19 protein-coding genes and 2 riboswitches are annotated in these 18,141 nt (G+C 75.0%); of the genes, 12 read left to right on the forward strand and 7 right to left on the reverse strand.

What is annotated here, in order from left to right; translation table 11 throughout:
• The first annotated feature begins 78 nt into the window (after window positions 1-78).
• Window positions 79-236, forward strand: a riboswitch (cyclic di-AMP (ydaO/yuaA leader).
• A gap of 2 nt (window positions 237-238) precedes the next feature.
• The 7 genes from BMZ50_RS25050 to ligD all read left to right on the forward strand — a co-directional run bounded on the left by BMZ50_RS25050 (window position 239) and on the right by ligD (window position 8,239).
• Window positions 239-976, forward strand: coding sequence for a LysM peptidoglycan-binding domain-containing protein (locus BMZ50_RS25050; RefSeq protein ID WP_091324516.1), 738 nt, complete (start codon window positions 239-241; stop codon window positions 974-976).
• 195 nt (window positions 977-1,171) lie between these two features.
• Window positions 1,172-1,329: riboswitch (cyclic di-AMP (ydaO/yuaA leader) on the forward strand.
• Between the two features lie 25 nt (window positions 1,330-1,354).
• Window positions 1,355-1,690: a transglycosylase family protein gene (locus BMZ50_RS11725; RefSeq protein WP_245753583.1), complete on the forward strand. Its 336-nt coding sequence runs from the start codon at window positions 1,355-1,357 to the stop codon at window positions 1,688-1,690.
• Window positions 1,691-1,824: 134 nt separating this feature from the next.
• Entirely contained in the window at window positions 1,825-3,576 is a 1,752-nt protein-coding gene (gene treZ / locus BMZ50_RS11730) for a malto-oligosyltrehalose trehalohydrolase (RefSeq protein ID WP_091324520.1), read from the forward strand.
• 1 nt (window position 3,577) lies between these two features.
• Window positions 3,578-4,294, forward strand: coding sequence for a dihydrofolate reductase family protein (locus tag BMZ50_RS11735; protein ID WP_091324522.1), 717 nt, complete (start codon window positions 3,578-3,580; stop codon window positions 4,292-4,294).
• Between the two features lie 102 nt (window positions 4,295-4,396).
• Window positions 4,397-5,476: an ATP-dependent DNA ligase gene (locus BMZ50_RS11740; protein ID WP_091324524.1), complete on the forward strand. Its 1,080-nt coding sequence runs from the start codon at window positions 4,397-4,399 to the stop codon at window positions 5,474-5,476.
• 94 nt (window positions 5,477-5,570) lie between these two features.
• Entirely contained in the window at window positions 5,571-7,118 is a 1,548-nt protein-coding gene (locus BMZ50_RS11745) for an alpha/beta hydrolase (protein ID WP_091324525.1), read from the forward strand.
• A gap of 53 nt (window positions 7,119-7,171) precedes the next feature.
• Window positions 7,172-8,239 carry a non-homologous end-joining DNA ligase gene (ligD, locus tag BMZ50_RS11750; RefSeq protein ID WP_091324527.1) on the forward strand — a complete coding sequence of 356 codons (1,068 nt, stop codon included), beginning with the start codon at window positions 7,172-7,174 and terminating at the stop codon, window positions 8,237-8,239.
• Window positions 8,240-8,269: 30 nt separating this feature from the next.
• On the opposite strand, the gene BMZ50_RS11755 is transcribed toward ligD, so the two are convergent.
• Complete coding sequence (locus BMZ50_RS11755; RefSeq protein ID WP_091324529.1) at window positions 8,270-8,737, reverse strand: DoxX family protein; 468 nt, start codon at window positions 8,735-8,737, stop codon at window positions 8,270-8,272.
• Between the two features lie 280 nt (window positions 8,738-9,017).
• On the opposite strand from BMZ50_RS11755, the gene BMZ50_RS11760 reads away from it, so the two are divergent.
• Entirely contained in the window at window positions 9,018-9,407 is a 390-nt protein-coding gene (locus BMZ50_RS11760) for a hypothetical protein (RefSeq protein ID WP_091324531.1), read from the forward strand.
• A gap of 8 nt (window positions 9,408-9,415) precedes the next feature.
• On the opposite strand, the gene BMZ50_RS11765 is transcribed toward BMZ50_RS11760, so the two are convergent.
• Window positions 9,416-9,649, reverse strand: coding sequence for a hypothetical protein (locus BMZ50_RS11765; RefSeq protein ID WP_091324532.1), 234 nt, complete (start codon window positions 9,647-9,649; stop codon window positions 9,416-9,418).
• Window positions 9,650-9,898: 249 nt separating this feature from the next.
• Between BMZ50_RS11765 and BMZ50_RS11770 the strand changes: the two genes are divergently transcribed.
• A complete protein-coding gene (locus BMZ50_RS11770) occupies window positions 9,899-10,102 on the forward strand; it encodes a cold-shock protein (protein WP_014377016.1) in 204 nt (67 codons plus the stop codon).
• A gap of 66 nt (window positions 10,103-10,168) precedes the next feature.
• On the opposite strand, the gene BMZ50_RS11775 is transcribed toward BMZ50_RS11770, so the two are convergent.
• Together BMZ50_RS11775 and BMZ50_RS11780 are read right to left on the reverse strand one after the other, a co-directional pair.
• Window positions 10,169-10,633 (reverse strand): hypothetical protein, encoded by a 465-nt coding sequence (locus BMZ50_RS11775; RefSeq protein WP_091324533.1) that lies wholly within the window; start codon window positions 10,631-10,633, stop codon window positions 10,169-10,171.
• Between the two features lie 67 nt (window positions 10,634-10,700).
• Window positions 10,701-11,345, reverse strand: a complete 645-nt coding sequence (locus BMZ50_RS11780; RefSeq protein ID WP_143087159.1) for a hypothetical protein — start codon at window positions 11,343-11,345, stop codon at window positions 10,701-10,703.
• Between the two features lie 175 nt (window positions 11,346-11,520).
• Here BMZ50_RS11780 and BMZ50_RS11785 point away from each other — a divergent pair, with 175 nt between their 5' ends.
• Genes BMZ50_RS11785 through msrB form a run of 3 tightly spaced genes read left to right on the forward strand, consistent with a single transcriptional unit; the run spans window position 11,521 to window position 14,785 of the window.
• On the forward strand, window positions 11,521-13,659 hold the full coding sequence (locus BMZ50_RS11785; RefSeq protein WP_143087160.1) for a sensor histidine kinase: 2,139 nt from the start codon (window positions 11,521-11,523) through the stop codon (window positions 13,657-13,659).
• Window positions 13,652-14,314: a response regulator transcription factor gene (locus BMZ50_RS11790; protein WP_245753585.1), complete on the forward strand. Its 663-nt coding sequence runs from the start codon at window positions 13,652-13,654 to the stop codon at window positions 14,312-14,314. The genes BMZ50_RS11785 and BMZ50_RS11790 overlap by 8 nt, the downstream gene beginning before the upstream one ends.
• A 54-nt stretch (window positions 14,315-14,368) precedes the next feature.
• Window positions 14,369-14,785 carry a peptide-methionine (R)-S-oxide reductase MsrB gene (msrB, locus tag BMZ50_RS11795; RefSeq protein ID WP_091324541.1) on the forward strand — a complete coding sequence of 139 codons (417 nt, stop codon included), beginning with the start codon at window positions 14,369-14,371 and terminating at the stop codon, window positions 14,783-14,785.
• A 46-nt stretch (window positions 14,786-14,831) separates the two neighbouring features.
• Here the strand turns inward: msrB and hemQ are convergent, their stop codons facing one another.
• From hemQ to hemE, 3 genes are all read right to left on the reverse strand, one after another.
• On the reverse strand, window positions 14,832-15,548 hold the full coding sequence (hemQ, locus tag BMZ50_RS11800) for a hydrogen peroxide-dependent heme synthase (RefSeq protein ID WP_091324544.1): 717 nt from the start codon (window positions 15,546-15,548) through the stop codon (window positions 14,832-14,834).
• Window positions 15,549-15,648: 100 nt separating this feature from the next.
• Window positions 15,649-17,037, reverse strand: a complete 1,389-nt coding sequence (gene hemG / locus BMZ50_RS11805) for a protoporphyrinogen oxidase (protein WP_091324546.1) — start codon at window positions 17,035-17,037, stop codon at window positions 15,649-15,651.
• Window positions 17,034-18,089, reverse strand: coding sequence for a uroporphyrinogen decarboxylase (gene hemE, locus BMZ50_RS11810; protein ID WP_091324548.1), 1,056 nt, complete (start codon window positions 18,087-18,089; stop codon window positions 17,034-17,036). Before hemE ends, hemG begins: the two co-directional genes overlap by 4 nt.
• Window positions 18,090-18,141 lie beyond the last annotated feature (52 nt).

Below are 18,141 nucleotides of genomic sequence, written 5' to 3' on the forward strand. Positions count from 1 at the left end.
CCGTTACTTTCTTTCCGCACTCGTTCGACCACAGCGGGTGCCGGAGCCGGTCCGCCCAACCCCGTCCGTCGGCCTCCGTACCTCGATGCACCGTCCAGGACGGGGGTGGGGGACCCACTTCGGCGCGCCGCGGTCGGCCGCAGCGCGCCTCGGGGTGAAGCCGCGAGCGCGCGGCCGGGGCACCGATCGTCCCGAACCCGACAGCTCACCTCGCCGGCGGCGGATCGGGAGTTCATCGATGAGCAACACCTACGTCGGCCGGCACCGCGCACCCGTCACCCCCGGCCGGGGGGCGAAGCTGGCCCGCACCACCGTCGTGACCGCCGGCGCGGCCGTCGCCTCGCTCGGCCTCGCCACCAGCCCCGCGCTGGCCGCCGGGAACGACTGGGACGCCGTCGCGCAGTGCGAGTCGTCCGGCAACTGGAGCATCAACACCGGCAACGGCTACTACGGCGGGCTGCAGTTCAGCCCGAGCACGTGGCAGGCCTTCGGCGGCACCGACTACGCCGCCCGCGCCGACCAGGCCACCAAGGAGCAGCAGATCGCCGTCGCCGAGCGCACGCTCGACGCGCAGGGGCCGGGGGCGTGGCCCTCCTGCGGGAAGAGCCTGGACCGGGACGCCGACACCGCCGCGGCGCCCGCCTCCGTGCCCGCGCCGGCGCCCGCGCCCGCCCCGGCTCCGGCTCCCGCACCGGCTCCGGCTCCCGCACCGGCTCCGGCTCCCGCCCCGGCGCCGGCCGCCGCGCCCGCTCCGGCCGCTGCACCCACCGAGGTCCCCGCTCCCGCAGCCGCCCCCGCTCCCGCCGGGGACGGCGACGGCGACGGGCAGACCTACGTCGTCCAGCGCGGCGACACGCTGGGGACGATCGCCAAGCGGCACCACGTCGACGGCGGCTGGCGGGCCCTCTACGACCAGAACCGGCAGCACATCCGCAACCCGCACCTGATCTTCCCGGGCCAGGCGCTGTCGCTCTGATCTCCTCCGGTCCTCCCGAGGACCGACCGTGACGGGCCGGGGGCGGTACGCCGCCCCCGGCCCGGCCTGTCGCCGCCACGCCGGAGGACACGCCGGGGGTTTCGATCCGTCGGTGAGCCGGATCGATCCGTTCTGCATAGCGTCGCCCGGGTGCGCCGGCTGTCCGGCCGGGCACGGCGTCGTCCCGCCCAACCCCGTCCGGCGGCGCCACATCTCTGGTCATCCGTGGACGGGGGCGGGGGAACCCGCATGCGACGCGTTCCGCGTCTGGGGGTGAAGCCGCGCACCGCGGCCGGGGCACCGATCGTCCCGAACCCGACAGCTAACCCCGCCGGCGGTCGATCGGAGGAACCCATGCCTCGGAATGACCATGTCCGCATGCCCGTGCGCGCCCTGCGCCGAAGCGCCGTGACCCTGGTGGGCGCGGCGGCGATCTCCGCGATGGCGATGAGCGGCTCGGCCCAGGCCGCGGGCCGCAACTGGGATGCCGTCGCCCGGTGCGAGGCCAGCGGGAACTGGAGCACCAACACCGGCAACGGCTACTACGGCGGCCTGCAGTTCAGCCACCGCACCTGGCGGGCCCACGGGGGCACGGCGTACGCGCCGCGCGCCGACCTGGCGACGAGGGCGGAGCAGATCGCCGTCGCCGAGCGCACGCTGCACGTCCAGGGGCGGGGGGCCTGGCCCCACTGCGGCCACCACCTGCGCGCCTGACGGAGTGCCGCACCCGATCCGGGGCCCGGTCGACGCGTCGGCCGGGCCCCGGCGTCCCTCGGGTTCAGCCGCCGGCGGGGCGGGCATGATCGACCCCGTTCGCCGGCCCGATCCCCCGCCTGGAGGCGCGCTGCATGACCGCACCCGTGAACTTCTCCGTCTGGGCGCCGCTGCCCGAGCGCGTGCGCCTGCAGGTCGACGGCGCCGTCCACGACATGCGCCGGGACCAGGACGGCTGGTGGCGGGCGACGGTGGAAGCAGGGCCGGAGGCCGACTACGGCTTCCTCCTGGACGACGACGACACCCCCCGGCCGGATCCGCGCTCGCGGCGCCAGCCCGCGGGCGTGCACGGGCCCTCCCGCCGGTTCGATCCCGGCGCCCACGCGTGGGGCGACGCCGCGTGGACCGGGCGGCCGCTGGCCGGTGGCGTGGTCTACGAGCTGCACGTCGGCACCTTCACGCCCGAGGGCACCCTCGACGCCGCGATCGGGAAGCTGGACCACCTGGTGGAGCTGGGGGTCGACTTCGTCGAGCTCCTGCCGGTCAACGGCTTCAACGGCACGCACAACTGGGGCTACGACGGCGTCCTCTGGTACACGGTGCAGGAGGACTACGGCGGCCCGGCGGCCTACCAGCGGTTCGTCGACGCCGCCCACCAGCGGGGCCTGGGCGTGATCCAGGACGTCGTCTACAACCACCTCGGCCCCTCGGGGAACTACCTCCCGCAGTTCTTCCCGGTCTTCGCCGCCGGCAGCAACGCCTGGGGCAGCTCGATCAACCTGTCCGGGCCGGACTCCGACGAGGTGCGCCGGTACGTCATCGACAACGCGCTGATGTGGCTGCGCGACATGCACGTGGACGGGCTGCGGCTGGACGCCGTCCACGCGCTGGTCGACGAGCGCGCCACGCACGTGCTCGAGGAGCTCGCCCAGGAGGTCGACCGGCTCGCGGTCGCCGAGGGCCGGCCGCTGACACTGATCGCCGAGAGCGACCTCAACGACCCCCGCCTGGTCACCCCGCGCGCGGCCGGCGGCACCGGGCTGACCGCGCAGTGGAGCGACGACTTCCACCACGCCCTGCACGCGGTGCTCACCGGCGAGGGCCAGGGCTACTACGCCGACTTCGCCGCCGCCGGGCTGGCGGGCCTGGCCAAGACGCTGACCGGGGCGTTCTTCCACGACGGCACCTGGTCGAGCTTCCGGCGGCGGCACCACGGCCGGCGGGTCGACACCGCCGGGCTGCCGGGCTGGAAGTTCCTCGGCTACCTGCAGGACCACGACCAGATCGGCAACCGCGCCGTCGGCGACCGGATCGCCGCGTCCCTCTCCCCCGGCCTGCTCGCCGTCGGCGCCACCCTGGTGCTGACCAGCCCGTTCACGCCGATGCTGTTCATGGGCGAGGAGTGGGGCGCGAGCACCCCCTGGCAGTTCTTCACCAGCCACCCCGAGCCGGAGCTGGGGCGGGCCACCGCGGAGGGGCGGATCGGCGAGTTCGCCGAGCACGGGTGGGACGCCGACGTGGTGCCCGACCCGCAGGACCCGGAGACGTTCACCCGGTCGAAGCTGGACTGGGGCGAGCTCTCGAAGGAGCCGCACGAGCGGCTGCTCGCCGTCCACCGGTCGTTGCTGGCCCTACGCCGCGCCCACCCGGACCTCGTCGACCCCGACCTCTCGGCGGTGCAGGTCTCCTGGGACGACGCCGACCGCTGGCTGGTCGTGCACCGCGGAACACTCCGCGTCGTGGTGAACCTCGCCGACCAGCCGCGGGGCATCGACCTGGACCGTCGGGTGGCCGACATCCTCTTCACCACCGGCGAGCTCCCAGTGGTGGACGGCGCGACCGTGACCATGCCGGCCGAGAGCGCCGCCGTGCTCGGCATCCGCTGACGTGCGGCGGCTGCACCCCGACCCGGCGGACCTCGACGACGCCGGCCTGGTCGAGGCCTACCGGCTGCCCCCCGGGCGCTCGCTGCGGGTGAACTTCGTGACCTCCCTGGACGGCGCCATCAGCGTTGGCGGGAAGAGCGCCGGGCTGGGCTCGCCGGGCGACAAGCGGGTGTTCCGGATCCTGCGCGCCCTGGCCGACGTGGTGCTCGTCGGGCACGGGACGGCGGCGGCCGAGGGCTACCGGCCGATGGCCGCGGACGCGGAGGTGGGCCGGCTGCGGACGGCACTGGGCCGGCCGGCCACGGCGCCCATCGCGGTGGTGTCGCGCCGGGCGTCGCTCTCCCCCGGCGACCGGCTGGCGGTGCCGTCGACGATCTGCGTGACCTGCGAGTCCGCCGATCCCGCCCGCCGCGCCGCGCTCGTCGACGCCGGGGTGGACGTGCTGGTCTGCGGCGAGGACGACGTGGACCTGCCGTCGGCCGTCGACCGGCTGGCCGACCGCGGGCTCGGCCAGGTGCTCTGCGAGGGGGGTCCGGCGCTGCTGCGGTCGGCGCTGGCCGCCGGTGTGGTCGACGAGCTCGACCTCACGCTCGCGCCGGCGCTCGTCGGTGGCGAGGCCCGGCTGCTGGGCGCGGCGCTGCCGGACGTCGTCCGGCCACGGCTGGTGCAGCTGCTGGAGGAGGACGGGAACCTGTTCACCCGCTGGTCGATCGGCTGACCGGGCTCATCCCCTGCTGCCCACGCCGGTGTCCCGCGCGCGGGCGACGCCCGGGTGGTCCGTCGATGGCCCGCGTCGCCCCCTGCTGATCTACTGCCCGGCATGGACCTGCCCGTGCTGCCGCCGGTGAAGCCGATGCTGGCCAAGGCGACGACCACCCTGCCGACCGCCGAGGGCCTCTACTACGAGCCCAAGTGGGACGGCTTCCGCTGCATCGTCTTCCGCGACGGCGACGAGGTGGAGCTGGGCAGCCGCAACGAGCGCCCGCTGACCCGCTACTTCCCCGAGGTGGTGGAGGCGGTGAAGGCGGCGCTGCCGGAGCGGTGCGTCATCGACGGCGAGATCGTCATCCCCCAGGGCGACCGGCTGCACTTCGAGTCGCTGCTGCAGCGGATCCACCCCGCGAAGTCCCGGGTCGACCTGCTCGCCGAGCAGACCCCGGCCACGTTCGTCGCCTTCGACCTGCTGGCGCTGGGCGACGAGTCGCTGATGGAGCTGCCCTTCGCCCAGCGGCAGGCCCGGCTGCGGGAGGTGATCGGCGCCGGCACGGAGTCGGTGCACGCCACCGCGATCACCCGGGACGCGGCGACCGCGCGGCGCTGGTTCGAGGAGTTCGAGGGCGCCGGCCTGGACGGCGTGGTCGCCAAGCCGGCCGACCTGCCCTACGGCCCCGACCAGCGGCTGATGACCAAGGTGAAGCACACCCGCACCGCCGACTGCGTGGTGGCCGGCTTCCGCTGGCACAAGAGCGGGCCGGTCGTCGGGTCGCTGCTGCTCGGGCTCTACGACGACGAGGGCGACCTGCAGTTCATCGGCGTCGCCGCCTCCTTCCCGATGAAGCGGCGGGCGGAGCTGGTGGAGGAGCTGGCCCCCTACCGGGCCGACGCCCTCGACGGGCACCCCTGGCAGGACTGGGCGAACGCCGAGACCAACGGCAACGGCAACGGTGAGCACCGGATGCCGGGCGCGCAGAGCCGCTGGAACGCGAAGAAGGACCTCTCCTGGGTCCCGCTGCGCCCCGAGCGGGTCGTCGAGATCAAGTACGACCAGCTCGAGGGCCGTCGTCTTCGTCACACCGGCCAGTTCCTCCGCTGGCGCCCCGACCGGGACCCGCGCAGCTGCACGTACGACCAGCTCGACGTGCCGGTGCACTACGACCTGGCCGAGGTGTTCGCCGGCTGACGGGCGCGAGCCGGCGGAGGGCCTCGGGGCTGAGCGCCCTCCGCTCGGGGCACGGCTTCTGCGGCGCGCCGCGCGGGCTCATACGCTCGTGATCATGCGCGTGTCCCGCGGCCTGCTCGCCGCTGTCTCCGGCCTTCTCGTGGCGGTCTCCGGCTGCACCTCCTCCTCGGAACCGGCCCCGGAGGAGGAGACCGCGGCCACGACGGTGGCGGAGCCGCAGGCCGCGGAGATCGCGTGGAGCGACTGCAACGAGCAGATCCGGCCGCTGATCGCCGGGAGCCCCGGCAGCGACCGGAACCTCTCCTTCGAATGCGGCCGCACCGAGGTCCCGATCAGCTACGACGAGCCGGGCGGCGCCACGCTGCCGCTGTTCCTCGTCCGCGCGGTGTTCGGCGAGCAGGTCGACCGGATCGGCTCCCTCATGATCAACCCCGGTGGCCCGGGGGCCTCCGGCACCGATGCGGCGATCCAGATGGCGCTCACCCTGCCCGAGGACGTGCTGCGCCGGTTCGACCTGGTCGGCTTCGACCCCCGCGGGGTGGGGCTGTCCACCCCCGTCGAGTGCATCCCCGACGACCTCAAGGACCAGTTCGTCGCCGCCGAGCCGCGCCCGACCACCGACGAGCAGTTCGACGCCCGGTTCGCCCTGACCGACGAGATGGCCGACGGCTGCGCCAAGGAGTACGGCGACGCCCTGGGCACGTTCAACACCGTCGACACCGCCCGCGACATGGACCTGCTGCGCGAGGGGCTGGGCGAGGAGCAGCTCACCTTCCTCGGCTACTCCTACGGCACCACGCTCGGCTCCACCTACGCCGAGCTCTTCCCCGAGCAGGTGCGGGCGATGGTGCTCGACGCGGCGGTGGACCCCGACGGCGAGACGCAGGCCGAGACCGAGGCCCAGGCCGCCGGTCTGGAGGCCGGGTTCGACGCCTTCGCGGCCAACTGCACCCAGCTGATCGCCGGCTGCCCCATCGGCCAGGACCCGCGGCGCTTCGTCGAGGACCTCCTGGCCAAAGCCGCCCAGGCGCCGATCCCCAGCGCGAAGGAGGGCGAGACCCGCCAGGCGACCCCTGGCGTGGTGCACACCGCCATCACCGCCGGCCTGTACAGCCCCGCGGCCTGGCCCCAGCTGGCCCAGGGCCTGGCCGCCGCGGCGGCGGGCGACTCCCAGCAACTGTTCTCCCTCGCCGACAGCTACTACCGGCGGCTGCAGGACGGCACCTACAGCAACCTGCTGGACGCCAACATCACGATCAACTGCGCCGACACCGACGACGAGTTCGACGAGCAGACCGTCCGCGACCTCGCCGTCGAGTGGGGCCAGCGCTACCCGCTCTTCGGCGCCGACTCGGCGGTCGACCTCTACACCTGCACCCCGTGGGAGGCCGAGGTCACCCCGCTGCCGGAACGGGACGCGGAGGGCAGCGCCCCGATCCTCGTCGTCGGCAACTCCGGTGACCCGGTCACCCCGCTGCCGGGCGCCGTCGACATGGCCGAGGAACTCACCTCCGGCGTGCTGCTGACCTGGCAGGGCCAGGGGCACACCGCCTACCCGCGGGACGAGTGCGTGACGGCCGCCGTCAACAGCTACCTGATCGATCTGGCGGTGCCGCAGGACGGGCTGACGTGCCCGGCCTGACCCTCCGGGCCTAGGGTTCGCCGCATGGGTCGCGGCGACGGGTGCGGTGCGTGATGGCGGCGTCGAAGGACGCCGTCGTTCTCGAGGTCGACGGCCACGAGGTGCGGATCTCCAACCCGGAGAAGCCGTACTTCCCGGAGCGCGGCATCCGCAAGATCGACGTCGTGGAGTACTTCCTCGCCGTGGGCGATGGGATCCTGAACGCGCTCCGGGACCGGCCGACGACGCTGGAGCGGTGGCCCGGCGGGGTCTTCGAGGGCGCCCGCATCTCCACCCGGGTCGACAACAGCGGCGACGCGTTCTACCAGAAGCGGGTGCCGAAGAACGCCCCCGCGTGGGTGCCGACGGCGCACATCACCTTCCCCAGCGGCCGCACGGCCGACGAGATCGCGCCGGACTCGCTGGCCGTCGTGGCCTGGTGCGCCAACCTCGGCACGCTCACCTTCCACCCGTGGCCGGTGACCAAGCACGACGTCGACTCCCCCGACCAGATCCGCATCGACCTCGATCCGCAGCCGGGGACCGACTTCGCCCACGCCGTCCGGGTGGCGCCGCACGTGCGCGCGCTGCTCGCCGAGTTCGGCATGGAGGGCTGGCCGAAGACCTCCGGCGGGCGCGGGGTGCACGTCTACGTGCCGATCCAGCCGCGATGGACGTTCCGGGAGGTGCGCCGCGCGGTGATCGCCTTCGGCCGGGAGCTGGAACGGCGGCTGCCCGACCAGGTGACCATGGCGTGGTGGAAGGAGGAGCGCGGCGAGAAGATCTTCATCGACTACAACCAGATGGCCCGGGACCGCACGATCGCCTCGGCCTACTCGATCCGGGCCAAGCCGCACGCGCCGGTCTCCGCGCCCGTGGACTGGGACGAGCTGCCCGACGTGCGCCCCACCGACTTCGACGTGCTCTCCATGCCGGCGCGGTTCAAGGAGGTCGGCGACAAGCACGCCGCCCTGGCCGACCACGCCTTCGGCATCGAGCCGCTGCTGGAGCTGGCCGACCGCCAGGAGCAGGACCAGGGGCTGGGCGACCTGCCCTATCCCCCCGACTACCCGAAGATGCCGGGCGAACCGATGCGGGTGCAGCCCAGCCGCGCGCGTCGTCCGCACGGCACGAACCCGTGAGGTAGCCCGCCGGCTGTCTCACGGGGCGCCTCACGCCTGGAGCCGGCGCCGGCGCCGGCGCCGACCCAGCGCGGCGTCCACCGACCAGGTACCGGCCCCGGTGAAGGCCAGGACGACGCCGAGGAGGGCGAGCAGCAGGGCGGCCTCCCCGTCGAACCCCTGGCCCCAGACGAACCCCAGCGGCGCGTGGACGGTGATCCACACCAGGCCCATCATCACCGCGAGCAGCGCGCCGGCGATCCGGGTGAGCAGGCCGAGCAGGATCAGGAGGCCCAGGCCCACCTCCCCGAGGATCTCCAGCCACCCGGCCACCTGCGGCAGCGGCACCCCCAGTCCCTCGACGGTGGCGAGGAACCCCGACGGGTCGGTGAGCTTCGGCAGCCCGTGCTCGAGCAGCAGCAGCCCCACGGCCAGCCGCAGGATCAGCAGGCCGGTGGACACGCTGCCCAGCCGCCCGATCCGCGCTGCGGCGAACGGGTCCGCATCGGTGATGTTCATGTCGGCTCCCCCTCGATCCGGTGCACGCGCCCCCGTCTGACGCAATACGGATCCGATCCAACCGAATCTTGAGAGGTCAAGCAGGGCGGGGGACGACTCACCGACAGGCCCGATGGGCCTGACGCCGAGTAGGCGGACCCACGCGGACGGGCGCGGGCGCCGGGCCGGACGCCGCCGGGCTCCCCCGCAGGGGTGAGCGCCGTCCCGGCGATCGCTCCCCCGGCTCCAGCCGGGGCAGGCCGTGGTCGATGCAGCAGTCGACCACTACGGAGGAGTCGGGATGCGGGTGTCGTTCTTGGTGTACGGCGTGCTGTACGTCGTCATCGAGATGGTCGGCCACCAGCTCGCGCTCGTCGGCTGGCCGCAGCTCACCCCGCTGGACGTGGCGAGCGCGGTGGCCGATGCCGGCCTCACCGTCGCCGTCGGTGTCGCCGTGCTCGTCGCGCTCGACGTCGGCGGCCGGAGGTGGCGAGGCTCCGTGCAGGCGTGGCGGGAGGAGCAGGCCCGGCGGGCCGAGGAGTTCTGGGCGCAGCCGCCGCTCGACGTCCCCTCCTGGCGGCCGGCACCCCTGGCCCTGCCCGCGGGACCGTCCGCGGCCCCGCCCCCGGCCGACTACGCCGCGCCGTCGGCCGCGCGCCCCTTCCCCGAGGAACCGGGGCGACTGCTCTGAGGCGCGGCTCAGCCGGCGAGGATCGCCGCCCCGGGCCCGAGGGCGTGCACCGCGCCGGCGGCCGCGCCGCCCCGCCGGATGGCCCGGGCCAGGGCGACCGCGTCGGCCGGGCCGGGACGCTCGCCCCGGGCGGCCTCCTCGAGCCGCTCGGCCAGGTCGGCCTCGCGGTCGGCCTCGGCGAGATCGTCGATGTCGGTCAGGACGATCAGGGCGGCGGGCTGCGGGGCGAGTGCGGTGGGCATGGCGATCTCTCTCGTCTCGGGACGCCGGATTCCTCCCGGCCCCCGGGACTCTTCCGCCCGTTCCGCAGCCGTCCGCCGAGGAAAGCGCAGGAACAGCGCAAGGCTCCGGGCGACGCCCCGGACACCCGGAACACGCGATTCCGGGCTCCCACCGTCCCGCACCCGGCGATCGACGGCTAAGGTCGTGACGTCGGGAAGGCCCCGCGCTATGGCAGGACCCCGATGCACTACCTCAGCTAGGAGCGAGCAATGCCCGAAGGAACAGTGAAGTGGTTCAACGCGGAGAAGGGGTTCGGCTTCGCCACCCCTGACGGCGGCGGACCGGATGTGTTCGTCCACTACTCGGCCATCCAGTCCAGCGGGTACCGCTCGCTCGACGAAGGCCAGCGGATCGCGTTCGACATCGAGCAGGGCCAGAAGGGCCCGCAGGCTGCGAACGTCACCCCGCTCTGATCTTCTGATCAGCACGTGCGCCCCCGTCCGGTTCTCCGGGCGGGGGCGCTGTCGTCGGAGGCCCGGTCAGCGGGCCCGGGGCACGTACCCGCCGATGAGCGCGGACATGAGGAGCGCGCCGTCGTCCGGGCCGACGGCGACCGCGGCGTCGGCGAAGGCCCGCCAGCGGGCCCGCTCCACGTCGGTCGGCGCGTTCTCCGCCCGGGCGGTCAGCTGCTCGACCAGCCGGTCCCACTCCCCCTGGGGCGTCGGCCAGAGCCCGGCCAGCCGCCGCGCCTCGCCGGAGATCGCGGTGATCCGGACGATGTCGCCGGCGTGATTGGTCAGCGGCTCGATGTAGCCCGCCGACGCCAGCGCCTTCGCCGCCGCGATTACCTCCGCCTTGGGCAGCCCGCTCGCGGGCACGACCGACCCGAGCAGGTAGGGCGCGCCGCCGTGCTTGGGCTCGTCGACCAGCCGGGCGATGGCCCGCAGGACCGGCAGGTCGCGGGTGAACCAGACATCGGGCAGGGGCTGACCAGGGGTGCTCACTCCCCCAGTCTCCGGCACGCCGGAGCCCCGCCTCCCGGTCGGGAGGCGGGGCGCCGGACGGCCTGTCTCACCGGGCGACGGTCAGCTCCGGGCGCCGGGCCAGGATCACGCCGAGGGCGACGTAGCCGATCAGCAGGTGCGCACCGGCCACGTACTGCCCGACCGCGGGCAGCGTCACCGCGATCGGGACGCAGACCGGGGCCCAGCTCTCGGCGACGAGCGGCCAGAAGCGGGCGGCCCCCCGCCAGCGGCCGGCGATGGCGATCCGGACGCCGATCGCGGCCATGCCCAGCATCGACAGCGGCCAGAAGACGTCCAGGGCCAGGTACCAGGCGGTGTCGTGGTACTCGCGCAGGAACATCGAGGTGAACGTGGCGGCGATGGCGAGGCCCAGCAGGACGTGCTCGGCGTGCAGGAAGCCGCGGGCCAGCCGACCGGTGCCCGTGGCGCCGGTGCGCAACTGCAGGGTGACCAGGCCGACCAGGCCGAGCTGGAACAGCAGCGCGCTCGCCTCGTACACGTAGTGCTGCCAGGTGCCGTCGGTCGGGCTGTTGCTGAACGCCAGCATGGCGGCCGACCACGCGGCCGACCCCGCGGCGACGCCGATACCGACGCGGCGCGCCAGCCGGGTGCCGGCCTGGGAAGCGGTACTGGTGCTGCCCGGCACCGCGACGTCGGTGCGGGCCGGGGCGGGGGTGGTGCTCAGAGACATCTCGTCCTCCGTGGTCGATCCCGGTGCGCGGTGCACCGGCTGACCTGAACCTTCGGGGGACGGCGTCCCGGGCACCCAGGGCCCGGCGCCATCGATCGCGTCCTCGAACGTGTCCCGGGTGACACGGGACACCTGCCTCGTTCCCCTCGGGACGCCCGCAGGCGAAGATCCCCCGGTGCAGGCGCAGGCTCCTCCCATCGGCCGGGACGTCGCGGGCTCCGCAGCCGCGGTGGACCCGGCCCACGGGGCGCCGCCGTCCCGCCGACGCCGTCTGGTGGCCTGGGGCTCGTTCGCGGTGACGCTGCTGGCCGCTGTGGCCTCCGCCGTCCTCGACGCCGTCACGCCCGAGGCCGCGCGGGCCGCCGCGGACGCGACGACCGGCTGGATCGTCGGCCTGCCCGGCGTCGCCCTGGCCCTTCCCGGCGCGCTGCTGCTGCAGCGGGCCCCGCGCAACGCCGTGTCCTGGGTGCTGGCCGGAACCGGCCTGCTGTGGGCGGCCGATGGCCTGGCCCAGTCGTGGCTGGTGCACGCGGTGCAGAGCGACCCGCCGCTGCCGGGGGCGGCGTTCTCCTTCTGGTTCGTCCAGCGCTTCGGCGCCACCCTGCTCCTGGGGCTGCCGCTGCTGTTGCTGCTCTACCCCGACGGCCGCCTGCCGTCGGGCCGGTGGCGGCCGCTGGCCGTCCTCAGCCTCGCCTCCACCGCCGCGCTGCCGGTGCTGCTGACCGTCGTGCCGTCGGAGATCGCGATCGCGCGGGCCGGCGAGCCACTGCCCGAGGTGCTCGGGCGCATCGACGTCGACCCGATCAGCCTGCCGCTGCCCGAGTCGCTGGCCCTCCCGCTGCTGCGCATCGCCTTCCCCGCCGCCGTCCTCGGGGTGCTCGTCCCGGTCGCCAGCGTGGTGGCCCGGCTGCGGCGGGCGGAGGGCGAAGACCGCCGGCGGATGCGGTGGCTGCTGTGGGCCGGGCTCGCCGACGTGCTGGTCATGGCCGGCGCCCTGCTGGTGCCCGGCGACGAGAGCTCGGCTGCGCTCTCGCTGGCGGTGGCGCTCACGGGGGCCGCCGTGGCCTTCGGCATCCTGCGGCCGCGGGCGGTCGACATCGACCGACTGCTCGGCGGCACCGTCGTCTACGGCCTGCTCGGGGTCGGTGCCGTGCTGCTCGACCTGGCGGTGGTCGCCGGCGCCGGGGCTCTGCTGGGCGACCGGTTCGGCGAGCGGGACGCCACGCTGCTCACCCTCCTGGTCGTCGCGGCCGTCTACCTGCCGCTGCGGGCGCCGCTGTGGCGGCTCGTCCGCCGCTGGGTGCTCGGCGAGCGGGAGGACCCCTACCGCGTGGTGTCCGGTCTGGCCGAACGGCTCGAGCGCTCCGACGGCGCCGAGGAACAGCTCATGGCCGTCGCCGCCGCGGTCGCCGAGGCCTTCCGCTCCCCCTACGTCGGCGTGGAGGTGGAGCAGGTCGGCGGCGGCTGGCTGACCGCCGAGCACGGCCGCCGGCCGGCCGCGGCGCAGTCGCTGCCGATCGCCTACCGCGGCGAGCAGGTCGGCAGGTTGCTGCTGCCGCGCGACGGCGTCCGCGCCCAGCTGGTCACGCGCGACGAGCGCCTGCTGGCCGACGTCGTCCGGCAGGCCGCTGCCGCCGCGCGGGCGTCGTCCCTGGCCGCGCAACTGCAGACCGGCCGCGAGCAACTGGTGAGCGCCCGCGAGGAGGAGCGCCGCCGGCTGCGCCGCGACCTGCACGACGGGCTCGGACCGGTGCTGGGTGCCGTCGTGCTGCGCATCGACACCGCGCGCAACCTCGCGGCGGCCAAGCCCGAGGAGGCCGACCGGCTGCTGCGCCAGGCTCGCGACGACGTCGCCGCGGCGCTGGCCGACGTCCGCCGGCTCGTGCACGACCTGCGGCCGCCGGCGCTGGACGACCTCGGGTTGGCCGGAGCCGTCCGGCAGCAGGCCGAGCGGCTGCTCGCGCCGCGCACGGCGGTGACCGTCGAGTCCGGTCCGGACGCCGACGACCTGCCCGCCGCGGTCGAGGTGGCTGCCTACCGGATCGCGTCGGAGGCGCTGGCCAACGTCGCGCGGCACGCGCGCGCCTCGAGCTGCCGGGTCGAACTCGCGCGCCACGCCGACCGGGCGCTCGTCGTGACCGTGACCGACGACGGCGTGGGCATCGCTCCCGGTGCACCGGCGGGGGTCGGGTTGGTCTCGCTGCGGGAGCGGGCCGCGGAGCTGGGCGGCCGCTGTTCGGTGCAGTGCCCCGCGGACGGCGGCACGGTGCTGCGGGCGATCTTGCCCGTCGACGGAGGAGGAGCGCGTGATTGAGCCTGTCGATGACGGACCGCTGCGTCTGGTGGTGGCCGACGACCACCCTGTCTACCGGGACGGGCTGGCCATGCTGCTCGGGTCGGTGGCCGGCCTGACGGTGGTCGGCACCGCCGCCGACGGTGCGGAGGCGGTCGCGCTGGCCCGGGAGGAGCAGCCCGACGTCATCGTCATGGACGTGCAGATGCCGGTGCTGGACGGCATCGAGGCCACCCGCCGGATCGCCGCCGAGTCTCCGTCCGTGGGCGTCGTGGTGCTGACCATGAGCGAGGACGACGGCACCGTGTTCGCCGCCGTCCGCGCCGGTGCCCGGGGTTACCTGCTGAAGGGCGCCGACCAGGAGGAGGTGGTCCGGGCGATCACCACGGTCGCCAACGGAGGAGCGGTGTTCGGGGCGGCGCTGGCCCGGCGGATCGCCGAGTTCTTCGCCGCGGGACCGACGGGCCCGGAGGCGGCCTTCCCGCAGCTCACCGCCCGCGAGCGGGAGGTGCTCGACCTGGTCGCCGCCGGCCGGTCCAACGCACAGATCGCGGCGACGCTGTACCTGTCGCCGAAGACCGTGCGGAACAACGTGTCGAACGTGCTCACCAAACTGCAGGTGACCGATCGGTCGCAGGCGATCGTGCGGGCCCGGGAGGCGGGGTTCGGTCGCTGATCCGGTGGCAGGACTCGGCCACTGGACGTGGCGTGCCAGCCGTACCGTGGAGGCATGACCACGCACGCATCGCAGCAGCCCCCGGTCGTCAAGAGTGACGAGGAGTGGCGCGCCCAGCTGTCGCCCGAGGAGTACGCGGTCCTGCGCCAGGCGGGCACCGAGCGGCCGTGGACCGGTGAGTACGTCGACACCAAGACCCAGGGGGTCTACACCTGCCGGGCCTGCGGCGCGGACCTGTTCCGCTCCGAGACCAAGTTCGACTCGCACTGCGGCTGGCCCTCGTTCTACGAGCCGTCCGCAGCCGACAACGTGATCCTCCGCGAGGACCGCAGCCACGGGATGATCCGCACCGAGGTGCTCTGCGGCAGCTGCCACAGCCACCTCGGTCACGTCTTCGCCGACGCCCCGCAGACCCCGACCGGCGACCGCTACTGCATCAACAGCGTCTCGATCCGCCTCGCGGAGGCCTGACCGGAGTCGCTGGAGCGCGGTGCCCGCGCTCCAGCGACTCCGCAGGTCACGGCAGGTCGGCGATCAGCTCGCGTACGGGCTTGCGGACGCCGGTGTAGAACGGCACCTCCTCGCGGACGTGCCGCCGGGCCGTCGAGGCCCGCAGCTCCCGCATGAGGTCGACGATGCGGTGCAGCTCGTCGGCCTCGAAGGCGAGCATCCACTCGTAGTCGCCGAGGGCGAACGAGGCGACGGTGTTCGCGCGGACGTCGGGGTACCCGCGGGCCATCTGCCCGTGCTCGGCGAGCATCGCGCGGCGTTCCTCGTCGGGCAGCAGGTACCACTCGTAGGAGCGCACGAACGGGTAGACGCAGACGTACCGGCGCGGCTCCTCGTCGGCGAGGAACGCCGGGATGTGGCTGCGGTTGAACTCCGCCGGCCGGTGCAGCGCCATCTGCGACCAGACCGGGTCCAGGTGCCGGCCGAGCGTGGTGCGGCGCAGCCGGGTGTAGGCCTCCTGCAGCGCCTCGGCGGTCGAGGAGTGCCACCAGACCATCAGGTCGGCGTCGGCGCGCAGCCCGGCGACGTCGTACACCCCGCGGACGACGACGTCCTTGCCGGCCAGCTCGTCGAGCAGGCCCTGCACCTCCTCGGCGGCCGCGGGCCGCTGCTCGTCACCGAGCGGGCGGGCCAGCCGGAACACCGACCACATCGTGTAGCGGATGGTGGCGTTGAGTTCGTTGGCCCGCTTGCCGATGCTGCGCTGGTCGGTCTGCTCGCTCATGCCCCCATTGTCGCCCGCTGCCCCGCCGGGCCGACCCCGGGTGCGGGGTCACGGTGAGGGCGGTGGCCGGGCGCCGCGCTGCGCATCGGCGACACGGGGCTCAGAGCAGCGCGTCGAGGGCGTGGTGGGCGTCGCGGATGCAGGCGGCCACGCCCACGCCCCGGAACGCGGCCCCGGCGATCGCCAGGCCGGGGACCTCGCTCACCGCGGCGCGGACGGCGTCCACCCGCTGCTGGTGGCCGACCAGGTACTGCGGCAGACCGCCGCCCCAGCGCACCACCCGGGTCGCCACCGGCTCGGGCCGCTCGAGCTGCAGCAGGTCGGCCACGTCGGCGACGACGGCGGCGGCGAGGTCCTCGTCGGAGCGCTGCAGCTGCGCCTCGTCGCGGAACCGGCCGACCGAGGACCGGACCAGCAGGTGTTCCCCGGCCAGGTGCGGCCACTTCGCCGACGACACCGTCACGCCCTTGACCAGCCGGCCGGTCACCGGCGGCACGAGCAGCCCCGAGCCGGCCGCCACCGGCTGGGCCGGGAAGGCCATCGCGACCACGGCCATCGACGCGTACGGGATGCCCTCCAGCGGCGCGACCGCGCCCGGCGCCACCTCGGTCAGCAGCCGCGCGGCCTTGGGGGCCGGGGCGGTGACGAGGACGGCGTCGGCGGTCAGCCGCTCGGGCGCGGCCGCCGGGCCGATCCAGAGCTCGAAGCCGGCCGCCGTCCGGGTCAGGGCGTGCGCGGGGGTCCGCAGCCGGACGTCGGCGCCCGAGGCGGCGACCAGCGCCGCCGGCAGCGCGCCGATGCCGTCGGCGACCGTGACGAACACCGGCCCGCCGGCGTCGAACCGGCTGCGCGCGCCCGCGTCCCGGGCGGCGGCCGCGGCGGCCAGCACCGACCCGGCGGCGGGCAGCTGCGCGGCCAGCGCCGGCATCGTCGCCACCAGGGACAGCTCGTCGGCCCGGCCGGCGTAGACCCCGCCGAGCAGCGGCTCGACCAGCCGGTCGACCACCTCGTCGCCGAGCCGGTCGCGCAGCAGGGCGCCGACGGCGACATCGCCGCCGAGGTGGGGGCACCTCCCGCTTGCGGGGGACAGCGGCGGCAGCTCCGCCTCGGCGGCCACCCGCGCGACCCCGGCCGGGGTGAGGATGCCGTCGAGGCCTTCGGCCGAGGCGGGGACGCCGAGCACGGTGCCGGCCGGCAGCCGGTGCCGCCCGTCGGGCAGGACGACCGACGCCTGCGTGGTGGCCGGCGCGACCAGCCGGTCGGCCAGGCCGAGCCGCTCGACCAGCTGCACCGCCTCGGGCACCCGGGCCAGCATCGCCTCGGGCCCGGTGTCGTACCAGTGCCCGGCCAGCTCGATCCGGCCCAGCTTGCCGCCGACCCGGTCCCCGGCCTCGAGGACGACGATCTCGTCGGCGGGACGCCGTCGGCGCCACTCGAACGCGGCGGCCAGGCCGGTGATCCCGGCGCCGACGACGACCAGGCGGCTCATCGTGCGGACAGCTCGTGCACCAGCTCGACGACGTGGGTCAGCACGCCGGGGTCGGTGTCGGGCAGCACGCCGTGGCCGAGGTTGAACACGTGCCCGCGGGCGGCGCGGCCCTGCTCCACGACCCGGCGCACCTCGCGGTCCACCGTCTCCCGGTCGGCGAGCAGGACGGCGGGGTCGAGGTTGCCCTGCAGCGAGCGCTGCGGCCCGACCCGGCGGGCGGCCTCGTCCAGGGGCACCCGCCAGTCGACGCCCACGGTGTCGGCCCCGGCGTCGCCGATCAGCGGGAGCAGCTCCCCGGTGCCGACACCGAAGTGGATGCGCGGCACGTCGCGATCGCCGAGGCCGTCGAACACCGCCCGCGAGTGCGGCAGCACCCGCTCGCCGTAGTCGGCGGCCGAGAGCACGCCGGCCCAGGAGTCGAACAGCTGGACCGCCGACGCCCCGGCGTCCACCTGGGCGCGCAGGAAGGTCGCTGCCGAGATCGCCAGCCGGTCGAGCAGCCGGCCCCACGCCGCGGGCTCGGCGTACATGAACGCCTTGGTGCGGGCGTGCTCCTTGGAGGGCCCGCCCTCGATCAGGTAGGTGGCGAGGGTGAACGGCGCCCCGGCGAAGCCGATCAGCGGGGTGGGCCCGAGCTCGGCGACCAGCTGCCGGACCGCCGTCTGCAGGAACGCCAGCCGCTCGGGCTCGAGGTCGGGCAGCGCGTCGACGTCGGCGACGGTGCGCACCGGGTCGGCGACCACCGGGCCCACACCGGGCTTGATCTCGATGTCCACGCCGGCCACGACCAGCGGCAGCACGATGTCGGAGAAGAGGATCGCGGCGTCCACCCCGTGCCGGCGCACCGGCTGCAGGGTGATCTCGGTGACCAGGTCCGGGTCCTGGCAGGCCTCGAGCATCCGGGTGCCGGCGCGCAGCGCGCGGTACTCCGGCAAGGAGCGGCCGGCCTGGCGCATGAACCACACGGGGGTGCGGGCCACCGGCAGCCCTCGGGCAGCCCGGACCAGGTCCGAGTCGGCGGGGGACGGGGCGGTGCCGGGAACGGACGTCACGGGCGGCAATCCTCCCAGAGCGGCGCGGCGCGTCGGCCGCACGGGGGCCGTG

It is taken from the genome of Geodermatophilus ruber (genome assembly GCF_900114385.1).
GTDB classification, from domain to species: domain Bacteria; phylum Actinomycetota; class Actinomycetes; order Mycobacteriales; family Geodermatophilaceae; genus Geodermatophilus; species Geodermatophilus ruber.